We start from the raw sequence: 15,658 nt of genomic DNA, 5'->3' as shown, positions 1-15,658 counted from the left end.
GCGCAATAGCAAAAGGAGAGTCATCATGGAACTGATGGCAAAGCCGCTCCTCGTGGATTCAGAACGGATCTCTGGGCTGAGTGGAAAGCTTGTGCGCAGCCACTATGACAACAACTACCTGGGCGCGCTGGCACGATTGAACGCTATTAGGAAAAAAATGGAGGAGTCGCGTTGGGAATCAACGCCGGCCTTTTCGCTCGTGGGCGCCAAGCGAGAGGAGTTGCTCGCAGCTAACTCCGTGTTTCTGCACGAGGCCTACTTTGAAGTTCTAGGAGGTGATGGGGTACTCCCCGCAGGAGGGCTTTCCGTCGCATTGGAGCGCGATTTTGGGTCTGTCGATCAGTGGAGCGCTGAATTCACCTCTCTAGCAAGAGCGATGAGTGGGGGATCCGGTTGGGCGATCCTCGCGTGGTCCTCGCGTGACGCCAAGTTGGTCAATCACTGGGCCGGAGATCACACCCAGCTATTGGCTGGTGCTTCGACATTGCTCGCACTAGACATGTACGAGCACGCCTATCACATCGACTTTGGTGCGAAGGCAGCTGCCTACGTCGACTCGTTTATGGCCGAAATCCAATGGCGTGTCGTCGCTTCACGGTATGCCCGGGCGATAGACGAAGCGAGCTTAGGGATGGAAATCCAAGCACCCGAAGCAGCGGCGGTCGGCGCAATCGCAATTCTGGACGTGCGACGGCGCGCGGTATTTTCCCTTTCTTGCGAGAGGGTTGCGGGCTCTGAGTGGCAAGACCCTGCGCAGCCTACGGAATGGATGCGCAATTTCGACAAGTCCGGGCCTGTCGTGGTCTATTGCGTACATGGCCACGAAGTCAGCCGAAGCATCGCGTTGGCGCTCAACGCAAGGGGTATCCCTGCGCGGTATCTCGTGGGAGGGATAGAAGCATGGCGAAAGGCTGGACTGGCTATGACGACTGAAAAGAAGCATCCGGCGGACTGACCGCAAGATCTCGAATGCCGGGAGTTGGTCGAGCCTAGTCCCGGAAACAACGCGCATGGGGCCCGAAACCCCGGTAGGAAGCCTGGACTCTAGTGCTGAGGCGAATGTCCGATTGTGGCCGATAGCAGTCGGTGGGCAGTCGCTTGGCCTTTTGCTGTCCGAATGGTCTGTGAGCAGGGAGGGAGGTTCGCTTTGGATGTGACGAAACAAAGCGGCACCTAAGTTCGATGAACTTTCTGGGAAAAAATAACAAGTTCATTGAACCATGAACACCAAAGTGAATGAACCAAAATACGCTAAGTCCTTGATTTAAATGACGCCGAGGTTTTGCCTTGAATGAGCTTCGACAGTATGTCTCAAGAGCCGACACAACTGTGCATTTGGGTGTGGAGGCTTCGCATTCACAGGTGGTACTTCGCCTCTGCCGAAAGGGTTCAGATATGGAGCACGGTAGTCACAGGTCGCGCAGCTTTGACGCCGGAGAGGCCAAATTTGGCCAGACGGTTGCTGGTTCCTGCGGGGGGCTGTGACCGTGACCAGGAAGTGTGGGCACACCGTCGAGTGAGCACGGCTGCGCTATCCTGGGGAGGGCCGGCGATGGAAGGCTTCCACACGGCAACCGCGGGATGACGGCGACTTCGTCTGGCGGCTTGCGACCCCACTGCAGCCGTTTTAGGTTCATTGGCTGGTGTGCAGCATTTCCTATCCTTCGGTCGCTGGGACGAGAATTCGGCAGGTGTCGACCGGTGGCATAGAAGCAATTGGTCGACCAGCGCGCGTCACCAACGGTCGTCTTCCTTCATCGAAACCACGGTTTCCTCTCCCTCGAAATTGGCATGAACTGAGATCTTTGCAATCTTGAAGACGTCCGTTTCGAGCCCTTTGGCGTTCACCTGAAGTTTCTGATCGAAGTGAAGGCTCAGGCCTACCCCGCCACTGTGAGGCATCTCGATAGTGCTGTCAGTGACGGTGATTGGACTGGGGAATACGCCACTGATTGTGTCGACCCACGTTTGCGCTATAGATAGACGGTTGGGGCAAATCCCAGTTTTTGATCCGAGCGCCTCGATCGTGTAGGCTGAAGCGAATGCAGTGTTCATTTGGAACTCAGCGGGGTAATAGACGAACTGCTGACCGAGAAGAGCGCGACCGAACGCCGACGGATTGCCGGAGTGATACGGAATGGACTCGCCGGAGATCGCTTGAGGGCTGTATTGGCATCTTTCGCCTCCTGACAGGACTGTTCTGAGTCCCAAACCCAATCTAGCCAAGCTCCCCATCAAGTGAAAATGGGCCAGGAACAGAGCACGCACATAGAACAGTAGGCGCACCGGGTCTACATCGACCGGACTTGCGAGGTCGATCGTTCTGGCGACTCCATCGTTGATGACTAGTACTCTTTCCGTTGGGCGTGGCGGCACGTCGGCAATGAAAGGGTTCCCCATTCGTTCGTAGGCGACTAACAATGCCTCGAAGAAACCGTTATCCCGCAATGTTCGCAGGTCCCAGCTACATCTCTGTAGCAAGCTACCGTAACCGCAAATATCGAACCAGGCGGAGACGCAGGGGATAGTGTTCAAATCTTTGTCGGTAACCTTCCTTCTCCAAGCTTCTCTTTCACGGTACTCCGAGGAGTCAAATGGAGAGCGTGCTGTCCGTTGGTTTTTGATGTCAAAGTGCGCTCGCGATGGTACGTTTCACTGTAAGCGCCCGGCAAACCCATATTGAGCGCAGCCATTGTCCCCGATAGTGTCCACCACTTTTAGGTGGACACCATGTCGAAGACAGAATTAGCACCGGTGCCGAAGCGCCGGTCTTATCCGAAGGCGCTGAAGGCCCAGATCGTGGCCCAGTGCCGCCAGCCCGGAACATCTATTGCTGGCGTGGCGCTGTCACACGGCGTGAACGCGAACCTGGTGCATAAGTGGATTCGCCAGGCCGAACGACAGAACCCAGTAGCGCCGGCGTTCGTGCCGGTCGCGTTGCCCGCGGTGCCCTCGTCAGGCCGTCACATCGAGATCCGCTTGTCGCGTGGTCCCGCGCAAGCGACGGTGCAATGGCCCGTGAGTGAAGCGGGCGCATGCGTGGCTTGGTTACGCGAGTGGCTGCGGTGATCCGTGTCGATGCGATCTGGCTGGCCACCGAGCCGCTGGACATGCGCGCCGGCACCGAGATGGCGTTGTCCCGGGTGGTAGCCGTGTTCGGTTCAGCCCGTCCGCACCACGCCTATTGCTTCGCAAACCGGCGCGCCAACCGCATGAAGGTGCTGGTGCATGACGGAATCGGCGTGTGGCTGGCCGCGCGCCGGCTGAACCGCGGCAAGTTCGTGTGGGCCGATGCGCTGCGTGGCCCCCACGTCGCGGTCGACAGTGAGCAGTGGCAGGCGCTGGTGCTGGGCCTGCCCTGGCAGCATGTGGGCGCGGCAGGCGCGATCTCGGTGTTGTAGCGCCGGACAATCCGGCAAGACGCCAATACCGCCGCGGGGAGCCCTGCGGCATACTGGCGGCCATGAGTAACGCATCCCTGGACCACCTCGACGCGCAGCAACTGCGCGCCTTGGCCGAACGCCTGATGGGCGAGGTGGCCGCGCGTGACGCCCAGATAGCGGCGCACGATGCGGTGGTTGCCGAGCGGGATCGCGTACTGCACTTCAAACAGACGCACATCGACCAGCTCATGCAGGAGCTGGCGCTATACAAGCGCTGGCGCTACGGCAAGCGCAGCGAGCAACTGAACCCGGCGCAGGCAAGCCTTCTGGAAGAGACGATGGATGCCGACATGGCGGCTATCGAAGCGGAAGTGAACGCGCTGCGCGAAGCGATCGCCACCAAGCCTGCGCCGTCGCAAGCGCCGCGTCGCATGCGGCTGCCGGCCGAGTTGCCGCGCACCGACATCCACCACGAACCGGCGTCCACGACGTGCCGCTGCGGCTGCGGCTTGAAACGCATCGGCGAGGACGTCAGTGAGAAGCTGGACTATCTGCCGGGCGTCTTTACGGTCGAACGTCACATCCGTGGCAAGTGGGTGTGCGAGCACTGCGAGACGCTCACGCAGGGGCCGGTCCCCGCGCAGGTCATCGACAAGGGCATCCCGACGGCGGGCCTTCTGGCGCAGGTGCTGGTGGCCAAGTTCGCTGATCACTTGCCGCTATACCGCCAGGAAGGCATCTTTGCGCGCGCCGGCCTGGCGCTGCCGCGCTCGACGCTGGGCGAGTGGGTCGGCGTGTGCGGGCTGCGATTGCAGCCGCTGGTCGATGCGCTCAAGGCCGAAGTGCTGGGCAAATCCGTGCTGCATGCCGACGAGACGCCGGTGCAGATGCTCAAGCCGGGCGCGGGCAAGACGCATCGGGCCTACTTGTGGGCGTACACACCGACCTCTTACGCCAGCCTGCGTGCAGTGCTCTACGACTTCGCGCCCAGCCGGGCCGGCGAGCACTGCCGCACGTTCCTGGAAGATTGGCGCGGCAAGCTGGTGACCGACGATTATGCGGGCTACAAGGCCGGGTTCGCGGCTGGCATCACGGAACTGGGCTGCATGGCGCACGCCCGGCGCAAGTTCCATGACTTGCATGCCAACAACCAGAGCCAGATCGCCGCAGAGGCGTTGGAGTTGTTCGGCGCGCTATACAGCGTAGAGCGGGACGTAGCCGAGTTGCCTGCCGAAGAGCGCCGCCAGATACGGCTGGAGCGGGCCAAGCCGATCACAGAAACGTTGCATCGGTGGCTGATCGCGCAACGCCAGCGTGTGCCGGAAGGCTCCGGCACCGCGCGCGCCATCGACTACAGCCTCAAGCGCTGGGAGGCGCTGACACGCTACCTTGACGACGGCGATGCGCCGATCGACAACAATTGGGTGGAGAACCAGATCCGCGCCTGGGCGATCGGGCGTTCCAACTGGCTGTTCGCGGGCTCGCTGCGCGGGGGCCAGCGCGCGGCCGCCATCATGAGCCTGATCCAGTCGGCACGGCTCAATGGGCACGACCCGTATGCCTATATGAATGACGTGCTCACGCGGCTGCCGACGCAGAAAAACAGCCAGATCGCTGAGCTGCTGCCGCATCGGTGGCAACCTGCTGCATAAGCAGAACCGTCAAGGGTGTGTTCGGCAGGCGCTTACGTTTCACTTGCAGAGACTTTCCGTTATGGCTATGGGTTTTGGCAGCACAGCGATCGCGGGCGCAACTGACTGATGACCGCGGCAGCGGACTTTGGTGCCACTTGCGCCACCAATCCCAGGCGCACAGCCGTTCCTGTAGAAGCTCTAGTTGTCCGCTTGTGGCCGACAGCGTTCAGTTGGGCGAGGGCCAGTCAAGCCAGAAGCTGCAGTTGAGTAGACATCAGCGCCACCAGCCGCGATTAGAACAATGTGACTGTCGCCATCGACGCTTCAGAGCTCTCGTTCACGCAATTCTTGTTCAAGTTCGTGCTCAATAGCGGCTTGGAGTCGTTCCCGGCGTTCCTTTAACCACATGCGCACATTGGTATTGGTCTCGCTCGCGAGCAACTCTTCGATCCCTTCGAGTTTTCCACGATAGTGCTCACTCGCGGGGCCGCTCCATCCTTCAGAAAAGCTATTAGCATGAAGGCTGCGGCGAACCTGCTCGATATACCCATACCGCTCGAGTATTTGCCGGGCGAAGCTAGGAGTCTCCCCGAACTTGCTGATAATGGGTGGGCAGCGCTCTGCAAGGATCCAGGCACGGTCTTGGGGCGCCGCATCTACCCACTCGAACACCATGGATGGTGGCAGGGCATTGAGACCTGCCAGCTCAGCGCCCCGGACTGATTGGCCCCCACGAAGCCAACTTAACAGGCGCCAAGTGCCCGGGTCCTTCGGCGACTCCAGACGGCGTGCAACGGCTGGCCACACGACATCAGGCTTTGCCCGTGCGACGTTGGACAGAAACTTGAGCGGGTCCTGGTGGTACCCCGCAGTGATACTGTTGTGGCTCGCAAATTTTTCGATCAAGCGCACGGCCAGGTTTGCTGCAGCGTCGGCATCCAGTTCGAGCAGGCGGTTTGCGACCTCGTTCCAGCGATAAAGCAGCATGTTGTTGTAATTCTGACGTTCCCGACCCTCGACGAAGGTCGGAGCGCCAAGGGTCCGCTCAATCCGGTACGAAAGCACGACCCCCTCGTCTGGATGGCCGCGTAGTCTGGCATCGAGCAGGTCCAGTGCGGTATCGAGCGCAACCGCATCATCGCCTTCGAGCAAAAGGTCGATGACGCCTTCGAAAACTGTGAGCGGCCAATGATTGACCACACCGCCATAGATGAATAGCCCGAATCCACTCGCATCGAGCTTACCCTGCTTGGCGAGGTCTAGCAGGAGCTGGGCGATGCGATCGCTAAACCCAGACCGCCAGACGACGCTTAGCGCCAATCGGCCGATGTCGTCGTTCGACAGCATGGTTGCCACCAGCTCCTCCCAGAGCTGCTGGTTCTTATCATGAACGGCGGACAGGTATCCACCCATGAAAAAGTCGGATCGCTTCTCGGTCGCCTGGGTCCAGGCGGACAAAATCGGGCTCCAGAGCTTCATGTCATCCGCGCGACCAAGCCACACGCCAAACTCAAAGCCGTTCTTGGCATCATCCGTGACAAGCCACGAGAGCTCTGGCAGCAGCAATGCCGGATCATTGGAAGCCGTCCTGGCAAGCTCGATCAACTCGGGTTTCGCGCCATCTAAGAATTCGCCGTCGGCTGTGAAGTGGTCCTCAACCAATTTCATGCCAGCGTAACGACGCAGCTTCGTCGAGAACGAAGATTCGGTCAGTTCTGCACGCAGGGCTTCAAGCTGTGATGAGACATCCGCAGACAACTCCTTCCCCTCGTAGTACAACGAGGCTACGATGGTTTCGATGCACTTGTCACGCAGCTCAGATATCCGGGCTGCCCGCCGCATGAACGCTAGGACCGACTCGGCGATTGGTACAATCAGAACCAGACTTCGGAAGTGCTCCAAGATCCCTGTTGCCGCTTCGAGGCTCTCGGCATGAGGAAGGTGATCAACCGCCTTTTCGAGCAGCGATACATGTGCCGCGTATGCATCGTACACATCCTCCCAGGTTTCAGGCCTCCAACGGCCAGGTAGCCGTTTCAGCCCAATGACTTCTTCGATCGCGGTCCTACTCATGAACGGGTTGAGGCTCTCGCTTAGCGCCTCCACGGCAATCTTCCGATAGAACGTCACAGGGCTACGTAACAGTTCGCGCAGATAGTCGAGCTTGTCGAGCGGCGCCAGCTCAGACGCGGCGAGATCCCCATGACCGAGGCTAAACAACGAGACGAAGGTGCTACTGGCATTGTTCGACCAGTTCTCGTTCTCGGCCTCGGCCAACAGCAACAGGCAGTTGGCGGCCTCGAAGAAGGTCTCGGCGGGCACGGCGAGCTGTTCGAGCCGGTGAATGGCAGTGCGACGCGCGTCGCCGGAGAACTCGCGGCGCGCTTCGACATCTGCGTGTCCTAAGGCGGCGGAGAAACGGCGCAGGGCTGCCTTAGGTTTAGCCTGCGCTATCGCGAAAAAAAGGCTAGCGTCTGAGCCTTTGGCAAAGCCGGCAAGGGACTCGAACAAGCCGCCCTCACCGAGAAGCCGATCAGCCCAGGCCGTGGCTGCTTTGGACTCCTTGACGAACATCAGCATGGAATCAAAGTGCTGCTGCATGCGCTCCCCCAAACCTTCACGTAGCATCAGAACGTCAATGGTTATGGAGTAGCGATCGAACCAGCTTTTCCACATGGCGACGTGGAGAAGCTTCGGCGAGATGATTAGTGTCCTCGGGCCCTGCAGCACACGGCGGTTCCGGAGTGCTTGAACCGTGCGGTCCAAACGCAACTGCGAGAATTGGGGATCGAGGAGTTTCATCGCATTCAGGACTGCCATTTGGACTGTAGGACCTTCTGTGGTCTCCCATGCGATCTGACGGAATAAGGCCAGTGTGCGGATCACCGCCAGTCGGTCCTGCCCGTCGACGGAATCGATGCCGTGCGGTGCGCACACGATGCCATTCCACAGGTCATCCAGATGTGCGAAATGTTCAGCGGAGTGTTGGGTCGGATTGGCTTTGATGTACTGGCCTAGTCTGTGCGCCGCCCTGGGCGATCCTTCGCACAGGCTAGCGAACCAAGTCGCCTCATCGGAGGCAATACCGTAGCCCTTAAAAATCTCGGCCAGCATCTCCTGCTGAAGCCGAGGCACTTCGATCACGTGGATATCGACATGTGAACTGGAAGGCTCCGCCAGGTTGTTGGCGGTGACAAGCAGCATCTTTGTCGCCCGCTTTCGGAAAAGCACGCCCAGCTCGCGAGCCGTCTCGAGGTCGCAGTCGTCGGCCACGAGGATGATGGTTGTGCTCGCCGCCATCTGTCTCAGGGCTTCCATTGGGCCGCTGTCCATCGCCCGTTCAGGGTCCGGGCAATACAGAACACACCCGGCGAGCTGGGACGCCGCGAGCGCCCTGTACGTCAGGTGCGTTTTGCCCGCCCCTGCGTCTCCCAGGATACGCACATGCTTGAAGCCGTCAGTCGTGTCGGCGGTCCGCGTAACTTCTTTGGCGAACGTCTTCAGTTCGTCCGTCAATTGGTAGGAGTCGATCTCAAGCTCGCACGCTTCCGCCATGAACGAAAGATCATAGAAGATGCTCTTGTCGTATCCCTGAACCCGACAGAGGCGTCTCGCGATTCCGGGGGCCAGCGTCTTGATCGCAGTGCACAGCTGGTTGGCTCGGATGATCCGCACTTTCACAGCGGCGAACTCGGGATCAATGCTCGCCATGAGGTCGGAGATCTGCTTCTCGCCGTGATCATCAGTTTTACCCACAAGGTCCGTGCCGAAGAGCACGACGACGAACGAGCCGCCCTTCTCAAAGCAGCTCAGCACCCGAGGCTGGAGCTGCTCTTTAGTACGCGGCTGCTCTCCGGCGACGAACTTGGGCTGCAACAGCAACGACCGTATGCTCGATGGCGTCGAGGCAGAGAAATCCCCTGTCTTGATCTGATAGCAGGTCGTCCCTTCTTCGATCAGGCCAGCTGGCAGAGACTTACCCACTACGCCGGTGACGTCTGCATCGATGCCGCCGTCCGCAACGTTGATAGAGGCTGGTACATCTATCCCCGCGGTCGGAAGACCGATCTTTGCCGCCTCGACCACCAGCAACTGGCGGAAGAGCTCAACCGCTTGACCAGCATCAATTTGCATCAGGTCGTCGGTCCTGACGTCAAACGGTCCGACTACGTCAGTTGGTAGTGCCATCCTCGCCCCTCGATGGAGAAAAAATCCTATTATCCCTGAGTGTCCTCCCTGAACGACCAGGCGTCGCAACGCGCCTAACGTCGCCGAGATTGGGCGATTTGGTTTATGGCTCCGCCAATGCTCCGCCGGACAACCAATGGACTTCACGTATTCGAAGCTGGATTGAGAGGCAACGCAGGAAAGCGTATCCGTTAGCCCCAGTTTTGTGCGCGATAGAGGCGAAAATGATCAAATGCAGATATGCGATAGATTAACGCAAGTTATTGAAAACTAAGAACTATTGCGCGGCGTGGTCGGGCGGAGTAGAGTTCGGGTATCCAAAACTTGGATTCTTTTCACCATGACTCATGAGATCTTCGGATCGCGGCTGCGCCGGCTGAGAGTTGCGCGAGGGATGACCACAAAGCGGTTGGCGCTGCTTGTAGGCGTGACGCCGTCGTATCTCACGCAGATACAAAAGGGCAATCGAGAGCCGCCGGAGGATCTGTTCGCGCGTTTGGCGCGGGCGATGGCTTTGGACGCAGGTGAACTGTTGGAATTGAAACGTGTGCTCACAAGGGAAAGAATTCTCAGGGCGATTGACAAGCCAGGAGTTCAGACAGAGGCGGCAGCGCTTGCCGTTGAAATCCTGGAGACCGATGATGGATTGCGGCCCGAGGCTGAATACCGGGTGTTACGGGAGATGTGCTCCCTGTTCTTGAAAAAGGACGCCGCTATCGCTGATGCACGGCTAGTAGCTTTAGCCGAAGCGAGTTGAGAGGAGAGTCATCATGTAGAAAAAACAACGCCGATCGACTGTGACAGTGACCGGCGTTGTGCTTCGGTTCGGAAACCAAAGGCTTGGACACCCCCAGTTTCCTTCCGCAGCGCAACCCAGTCAAGTGATTTTTCGATGAGCGCCAGCTCGTCGGGGAAGCCTGCTGCCTGAAGGAAGACAAATCATGCTGCTAGACGAACGCGGTAGGGAGGTGGTCAGCCGATCACCGCATCGCAGGGTGGGTTACATCTCATGCCCATGGCTCCAGGAAGAGCAGGTGGGGTATGAAAGCTTGCTTGAGTTGAATTTTGCGCGCATTGCGCTCCTGTGCCCCGACTTGGAGTCGATTCGATCCCAGCCCTTCTCACTTAGGCTACCGGGCGGCACGACGTACACGCCCGACTTTCGCCTGAACTTCGCCAACAAACTCACAATCATTGTTGAGGTGAAGCCGTCGAAGTTCGTTCATCAGCACAAACAAAAATTGGACGCTGCGGCTGATTCTCTGCGAAGCCACGGGTTCAATTTCCAGATAGCGACCGAAGAGCAAATATACAAGGACGGTCGCGACGCGAAAGCATCTGTCTACATCAGATACGCCAGGTCCCACTACGCCCCGGACGTGGTGAGCGAGGCGATGGTCAAACTGAACGCTCAGCTCACACCATGCTCAGTTGACGCGGCGGCACGAATTGTTGATTGCCCTCGAGAACTTGTCTTGCATCTGATTGGGATCCGGCAACTGGCGGTGGGCCCGGCACTGGATGAACAGGTCTATGTCCCTTCCGATTTTAAGGAGCTTCGCAATGGCGATTTTTGCCCTGCAAGTTGGCTTAACAATTAAGAAGGGTGACCGGTGCTGGACGTTTGTCCGAGACCTCAAGGAAAACTCGGTCCAGTTCGAGGACATTCATACCCGGGCCGTGACTACGTTCCACGCGGCAGGCCTGGTACGGGACATCCTCGACGGCAAGTATGAGGTATTGAGTCCTGTCCCATTCGGTACGGCCTTGACGTCACCAAGTGCGTCATCGGGACCAGATGACGCGCTCGCTTCGCTTATCGGTAGGTTAACGGGCAAGCAATGCAAAGAGATAGAACGCCGTGAGCGGTACATCCGAGCAGTCATCAAAAGTGGCAGCAAGCCTGCGGCGCGGTCGGAGATCTCCCGCGTAGTTGTCTCCGTGGCACAGCGCTTTCACGACGAAAAAGCTCCCTCTGTCTCGACAGTGATCCGTTGGTTGAGATGCTTTAACCGTTCCGGGGGGAATGTGCTGAGCCTTTTGTCCGGCAACGCCCGCAAAGCTAAGGCGAGTCGGCTAAGCGAGGTTACGAGGGAGATCGCGTGGGAGGTGCTGCGCCATAGCTATTTCATCTTTCGCGGAAAGGGGGTGATGGCTGCGTATACGCGATATATGGCGCGACTCTTGCAAGTTGAGAAACGACGGGGCGGCTCACTGATCGAGCCAATGAGTTTGTCGTCCTTTCATCGACTTGTTCAATCGATACCCCGATACGAGGCAGATAGAGTGCGGCTGGGCGCTACCGCGGCAAACAACAAGTGGCGTCATGCGATTGGGGGGATCTATGCCACTCGCCCACTTGAGCGTGTGGAGATGGACCACACTCTGCTTGATCTGTACGTGATTGATGATAGGCGGGGCATCCCGTTAGGTCGGCCGACTTTGACGCTGATCATCGATGCGTTCTCGAAATACATCTTGTCGGTGTTCATCAGCTTCGAGGGGGAGTCTCTCGGGCGGGTGTGCCAAAGCTTGAAACTAGCTTTGAGGCCAAAAGATGATCTTGTTAGCGCGGTAGGGGCTGAGCGTGAGTGGCTCACTCCTGGCCTGCCGGAAACTATCTTGGTCGACAATGCTCTCGCGTTTCATTCCCCACAGTTTCGGCAAATTGCTTGGGCATTGCGGTGCGACCTCGAGTTCGCAGCTGTCAGAAAGCCATGGTTCAAGCCGAACGTCGAACGTGCGTTGGGGACGATGATGAACACGTTGCCCATCGAAGGTATGCCAGAGAAAATCCGTGGCCTCGCAAAAAGGACAGACCCCAAAATTACTGCCTGCGTCATGTTCTCTGACCTGTGCCAGTGTTTAGTTCGATGGGCAGTCGATGTCTATCCGGTGTCAATACCGGAGCGATCGCTGCTTAGACCGTACGACACACTCTTCGAATCGATGCAGACTATGCCACCGCCGCAATTCGTCGGGGGACTGGAGCAACTAGACCTTCTCACAGGTCTCTCTCGGCATCTGACCGTCGCCCAGCATGGGGTGGAAATGTTCCACATTAGCTACCGTAGTCCGGAACTCCGTGATTTGGCGCAATCCCAATCGACGCCAAAGTTCAGAACAGAGATCAAGTTTGACCCAAATGACTTGGGTAGTGTCTGGGTGAAAAATCCTTCTGCGGGCACCTGGATTAGGGTTCCAAGCATGATTCCTGATTACGCGAATGGACTCACCCTCAGTCAGCATCGGTTGATCCGACAGTTCACCAAGGAGAAGCTTAGGGGAGAAGGCGCGTACATCGAGTGGCGGAGGGTGCAGGCTGAGTTCGAGGATATGGTGGATAACTCAGTTAGGCGCGGCAAGCGGTTGATTCGGGATATGCGGAAGTACGCCTTGCTTCATGGTCTTTCGTCAGTGAAGCCCTTGGCTAACGATGTGTCGCGAGTTAACGCACGTTTAGCAAAGGAGGTGCCTCTACAAGTTTTCACGGACAGTGAAATCAAGGTTTTGCCGGACGAGATTCCCGAATTTAAAGGGTTCGTTTCCGACGATTTCAACCTTGGAGCTGCCGTATGACTAACTATGGCGCAGCAGCGATCAGCGCGGGTAGCGCACTTGCAGATGTGATCGTCCCTCACCCAGCATTCGAAGCGGTCTTACAGTATGTGCTCAATGCGATCCAAGTGGGTAACCAAGCCGGTATCTTCACTGGGGTAAGGGTCACGGCGCCTGCCGGAGGCGGAAAAACACTGTTGATGTCATATCTAGGAGACATATTGCGCCGCGGGCTGAGTGACACAGGCAGCGTGCCATTAATAAGCGCCAGCCTGAAAGAAGATCCTTCTGTTTCTCAGATCCAAGGCGACTTGCTTGCGAAATTTTCCTACGCGATGGCTAGTTCCATACAGCGAAGTCGCGGAAGGGCGAACAACAATGACGTGAACCAGATTCTGGTCAGCGCAATTAAGCATCAGGGCGTGAAGGTGATCGTGCTCGACGAGTTTCAGCACGTTTACTATTCCTCGGGAACGAAAGTCGCTACTCCCGTCATTGATTGGTTGAAGCGCCTCATCAATGCAACCGGCGTGCCGGTCGTCCTCTTAGGCACCGAGATGATGGACAGCTTGGGCGCGATTGACCCTCAGTTGACCTCGAGGGTCCCCGTTGCGGTGAAGTTGGCTCACTTCCGACTCGGACCTGAGTGGTTGGGATTTCTGAAGGGGTTGGCAGACACGTGCAAGGCAACGGACCTCACTCCCTCATACAAGAATAAGGAATGGGCTGGCGCGATTTTCCGCGCTACGTCCGGCTCTCCGCGCCTCCTGAAGGCACTTCTGGTACAAACGGTTCTCCTCGCGGTTGAGAAAGAGGTGCCGAGCCTGTCTGCGGCGCTCTTGCGGCAAGCGTATTCGCTCCAAACAGGGGCTTGCTCCGACGAGGAGAATCCTTTTGCTTCTCTTTGACCATAAGCTGGGCCGGCCTTTACCGTTTCAGGACGAGATAGGTGATGACGAGTCGGGAAACGGATACGCGCTGCGAATGCTGTGCGCGAATGGTTTGCAGTTTGCAGATTTGGCGAGGGCTGCCGCATCCATTGGCCATACCTACATGCCGGCTTCGGCAGTGCCTTACTTGTCGTATGCGTTTGGGGCCTCACTGAGCCGCCTCCAACGAGCGATTCCAAAGACGTACTCGCGGAAAGGAAGGACACGTGCCGCATTCATGGGGAACGATTTCAGCCGGTGCTATCAGCTACGGCACACGCGGCCGCAGGTCTGTGTCCAATGTCTTGCGGAACAAGGAAGGCGCGCGAAAGCGGCTTGGGAAGTCGTCCTGTATTGTGCTTGCCCGAAGCATCGTTGCCGTTTGATTGACCACTGCAATTGTGGACGGCCCATCCTTTGGAGACGACCGAGCCTCTATCAGTGTTCGTGTGGCGCCGATCTTCGGGCCTTGCCGATATGCGTCGCTGACGAGCACGTCATTGAGTTGTCGACTTTAATTGCTGATGACTTGTTCGGCCCCACACGAACTGTCCCGGATCGACGGTTCGGAGCGATCAGCGAACTTAGTCTCGACACACTTTTGCGATTGGTGAGAACACTAGGAATTTGCGCATCGCCGGACGGGAAAGATCTCGTGCCTGGAAAGCTGACCAGACTTCTCTCAAGTGAAGAGGCGTACCACGTAGCGTTGCGGGCGATGAAAAAAATTATGGGCTTGGTAGCGGCGAGCCCTGAAGGCGATACGGTGTGGAACCCCTCCTGGAACATTGAAGAGCTACTCGGCGGCGCGACGCAGGGTGATCTTCGAATTCTCTGGTCTTTGCTGGGATGCTCTGATCCCAGTGCGGTTCGGTGGTTCGCGCACCAGCGTTGGCAGCAGCTTGAGCTACTAGATGAGGATGTCGATGGACGATTCTCGACCAACACTATGCCAAGTGCCAACGCCGCTAGATGATGAGTCTTGTTCATCTTGGCTGGCCAGACTGTCGTGCTTGCATGGCGCCTCCGTTGCGCAGATTCTGGGTGCCGTCGGGCTCGGAGCGGTCGGCGATTTGGATGTTCGAGTAGGGCGCCACTATGCGTCGCGAATTGCATATGGAACGAATGTCTCGCCACATGCCTTGCGCGAGTTTGTTTCCAGGTTCGACGCGTTTCGTCGCGAAAGATGGCTGCGACGCCTCCTCCTGCGAAGCGAGACGGGAACCGCTCACAGCTCATATTGTGCTAGGTGCATCGCTGGGGACGATATTCCTTATCTTCGCTTCGAATGGCGAATGCGGTACTGGGTAATCTGTCCTTCTCACAGCTGTCCAATGCTGAATCATTGCTGGGCATGTTTGACGACTTATCCTTTGACCACTGTTGCCCCATGGAGATCAGAGGCTCCCTTTCTTTCGTGCTCCATCTGCGGAGCGGACTTACGCGAAGCTCCCCCAAACGAGTTGCCGCTCGAAAGCACTCAAGCAGTTCTTGATCTGCAGCGGGCCGTGACTGCAGCAATAATCCGAGGTTCATTTTCGGTTGGACAGATGCCAGAGAGACTGCCCCTCGCTCTTCTCCCTAGTCTGTTGGCAGCGGGTGCGATCGGAGATCCTTGGCGACTCAAGGAAATGGGACGGGTGGATCCGCGGCTCTTCGACGATATCCGATGGAACATTCAGCACATGTTGGACCGACGTACGACATCTACCGGCTTCGACGTCGCAGCGTGCCGCGGGAACACTCGGGGCCGCAGGGTCTGGAAGGGAGATATCGGCAAGATATGCGAGATCGCGCTCAAACAGCGATTCCTCTGGCCGTTGGCGTTGTTGAACAACGATGCGAGCCAGGAGCGTCACTTCTCGGAGTTTTCAGTGTCAAGCTATCGTGCGGGATATGCCGATCTGGAAGCATGGGACGATGTGTGAGCATTCGCGAACACACGTTCTTGAACAAATGGATCACG

At 57.9% G+C, this 15,658-nt stretch carries 12 protein-coding genes and 1 pseudogene; 11 read left to right on the top strand and 2 right to left on the bottom strand.

Annotation, left to right across the window (positions count from 1 at the left end; genetic code table 11):
• Nucleotides 1-25: 25 nt before the first annotated feature.
• Nucleotides 26-955 carry a Fe-Mn family superoxide dismutase gene (locus tag ELS24_RS25695; protein ID WP_076468624.1) on the top strand — a complete coding sequence of 310 codons (930 nt, stop codon included), beginning with the start codon at nt 26-28 and terminating at the stop codon, nt 953-955.
• Between the two features lie 779 nt (nt 956-1,734).
• Here the strand turns inward: ELS24_RS25695 and ELS24_RS25690 are convergent.
• A complete protein-coding gene (locus tag ELS24_RS25690) occupies nt 1,735-2,535 on the bottom strand; it encodes a hypothetical protein (protein WP_127185735.1) in 801 nt (266 codons plus the stop codon).
• A 195-nt stretch (nt 2,536-2,730) separates the two neighbouring features.
• Between ELS24_RS25690 and tnpA the strand changes: the two genes are divergently transcribed.
• The 3 genes from tnpA (at nt 2,731) to tnpC (ending at nt 5,035) form a co-directional block, all read left to right on the top strand.
• A complete protein-coding gene (tnpA, locus tag ELS24_RS25685; protein WP_240669385.1) occupies nt 2,731-3,069 on the top strand; it encodes an IS66-like element accessory protein TnpA in 339 nt (112 codons plus the stop codon).
• A complete protein-coding gene (gene tnpB, locus ELS24_RS25680) occupies nt 3,036-3,401 on the top strand; it encodes an IS66 family insertion sequence element accessory protein TnpB (RefSeq protein WP_127185734.1) in 366 nt (121 codons plus the stop codon). The genes tnpA and tnpB overlap by 34 nt, the downstream gene beginning before the upstream one ends.
• 62 nt (nt 3,402-3,463) lie before the next feature.
• Nucleotides 3,464-5,035 carry an IS66 family transposase gene (gene tnpC / locus ELS24_RS25675; protein ID WP_127185733.1) on the top strand — a complete coding sequence of 524 codons (1,572 nt, stop codon included), beginning with the start codon at nt 3,464-3,466 and terminating at the stop codon, nt 5,033-5,035.
• A gap of 306 nt (nt 5,036-5,341) precedes the next feature.
• Here the strand turns inward: tnpC and ELS24_RS25670 are convergent, their stop codons facing one another.
• Nucleotides 5,342-9,151 carry a hypothetical protein gene (locus ELS24_RS25670; RefSeq protein ID WP_127185732.1) on the bottom strand — a complete coding sequence of 1,270 codons (3,810 nt, stop codon included), beginning with the start codon at nt 9,149-9,151 and terminating at the stop codon, nt 5,342-5,344.
• A 394-nt stretch (nt 9,152-9,545) separates the two neighbouring features.
• Here ELS24_RS25670 and ELS24_RS25665 point away from each other — a divergent pair, with 394 nt between their 5' ends.
• From ELS24_RS25665 to ELS24_RS31790, 7 genes and pseudogenes are all read left to right on the top strand, one after another.
• On the top strand, nt 9,546-9,962 hold the full coding sequence (locus tag ELS24_RS25665; RefSeq protein ID WP_127185731.1) for a helix-turn-helix domain-containing protein: 417 nt from the start codon (nt 9,546-9,548) through the stop codon (nt 9,960-9,962).
• A 184-nt stretch (nt 9,963-10,146) separates the two neighbouring features.
• Nucleotides 10,147-10,806 (top strand): TnsA endonuclease N-terminal domain-containing protein, encoded by a 660-nt coding sequence (locus ELS24_RS25660; RefSeq protein ID WP_127185730.1) that lies wholly within the window; start codon nt 10,147-10,149, stop codon nt 10,804-10,806.
• Nucleotides 10,769-12,784, top strand: coding sequence for a Mu transposase C-terminal domain-containing protein (locus tag ELS24_RS25655; RefSeq protein ID WP_164741306.1), 2,016 nt, complete (start codon nt 10,769-10,771; stop codon nt 12,782-12,784). Before ELS24_RS25660 ends, ELS24_RS25655 begins: the two co-directional genes overlap by 38 nt.
• A complete protein-coding gene (locus ELS24_RS25650) occupies nt 12,781-13,671 on the top strand; it encodes a TniB family NTP-binding protein (protein WP_127185728.1) in 891 nt (296 codons plus the stop codon). Before ELS24_RS25655 ends, ELS24_RS25650 begins: the two co-directional genes overlap by 4 nt.
• Nucleotides 13,672-13,747: 76 nt before the next feature.
• Nucleotides 13,748-14,017: pseudogene (locus ELS24_RS31795) on the top strand (TniQ family protein); the annotation flags it as partial.
• Between the two features lie 330 nt (nt 14,018-14,347).
• Nucleotides 14,348-14,668: a hypothetical protein gene (locus ELS24_RS31415; RefSeq protein WP_240669384.1), complete on the top strand. Its 321-nt coding sequence runs from the start codon at nt 14,348-14,350 to the stop codon at nt 14,666-14,668.
• Complete coding sequence (locus tag ELS24_RS31790; RefSeq protein WP_127185726.1) at nt 14,607-15,620, top strand: TniQ family protein; 1,014 nt, start codon at nt 14,607-14,609, stop codon at nt 15,618-15,620. The genes ELS24_RS31415 and ELS24_RS31790 overlap by 62 nt, the downstream gene beginning before the upstream one ends.
• Nucleotides 15,621-15,658: the final 38 nt, after the last annotated feature.

The organism is Achromobacter spanius, from assembly GCF_003994415.1.
Lineage (GTDB): Bacteria > Pseudomonadota > Gammaproteobacteria > Burkholderiales > Burkholderiaceae_B > Achromobacter > Achromobacter spanius_C.
The sequence above is the reverse complement of the archived record's forward strand: the minus strand, read 5'-3'. Positions and strand labels throughout refer to the sequence as shown.

Coding starts and splice junctions, on each gene's coding strand:
- ELS24_RS25695 (WP_076468624.1), top strand. CDS start 26: ATGGAACTGATGGCAAAGCCGCTCCTCGTGGATTCAGAACGGATCTCT.
- tnpA (WP_240669385.1), top strand. CDS start 2,731: ATGTCGAAGACAGAATTAGCACCGGTGCCGAAGCGCCGGTCTTATCCG.
- tnpB (WP_127185734.1), top strand. CDS start 3,036: ATGCGTGGCTTGGTTACGCGAGTGGCTGCGGTGATCCGTGTCGATGCG.
- tnpC (WP_127185733.1), top strand. CDS start 3,464: ATGAGTAACGCATCCCTGGACCACCTCGACGCGCAGCAACTGCGCGCC.
- ELS24_RS25670 (WP_127185732.1), bottom strand. CDS start 9,151: ATGCAAATTGATGCTGGTCAAGCGGTTGAGCTCTTCCGCCAGTTGCTG.
- ELS24_RS25665 (WP_127185731.1), top strand. CDS start 9,546: ATGACTCATGAGATCTTCGGATCGCGGCTGCGCCGGCTGAGAGTTGCG.
- ELS24_RS25660 (WP_127185730.1), top strand. CDS start 10,147: ATGCTGCTAGACGAACGCGGTAGGGAGGTGGTCAGCCGATCACCGCAT.
- ELS24_RS25655 (WP_164741306.1), top strand. CDS start 10,769: ATGGCGATTTTTGCCCTGCAAGTTGGCTTAACAATTAAGAAGGGTGAC.
- ELS24_RS25650 (WP_127185728.1), top strand. CDS start 12,781: ATGACTAACTATGGCGCAGCAGCGATCAGCGCGGGTAGCGCACTTGCA.
- ELS24_RS31790 (WP_127185726.1), top strand. CDS start 14,607: ATGAGGATGTCGATGGACGATTCTCGACCAACACTATGCCAAGTGCCA.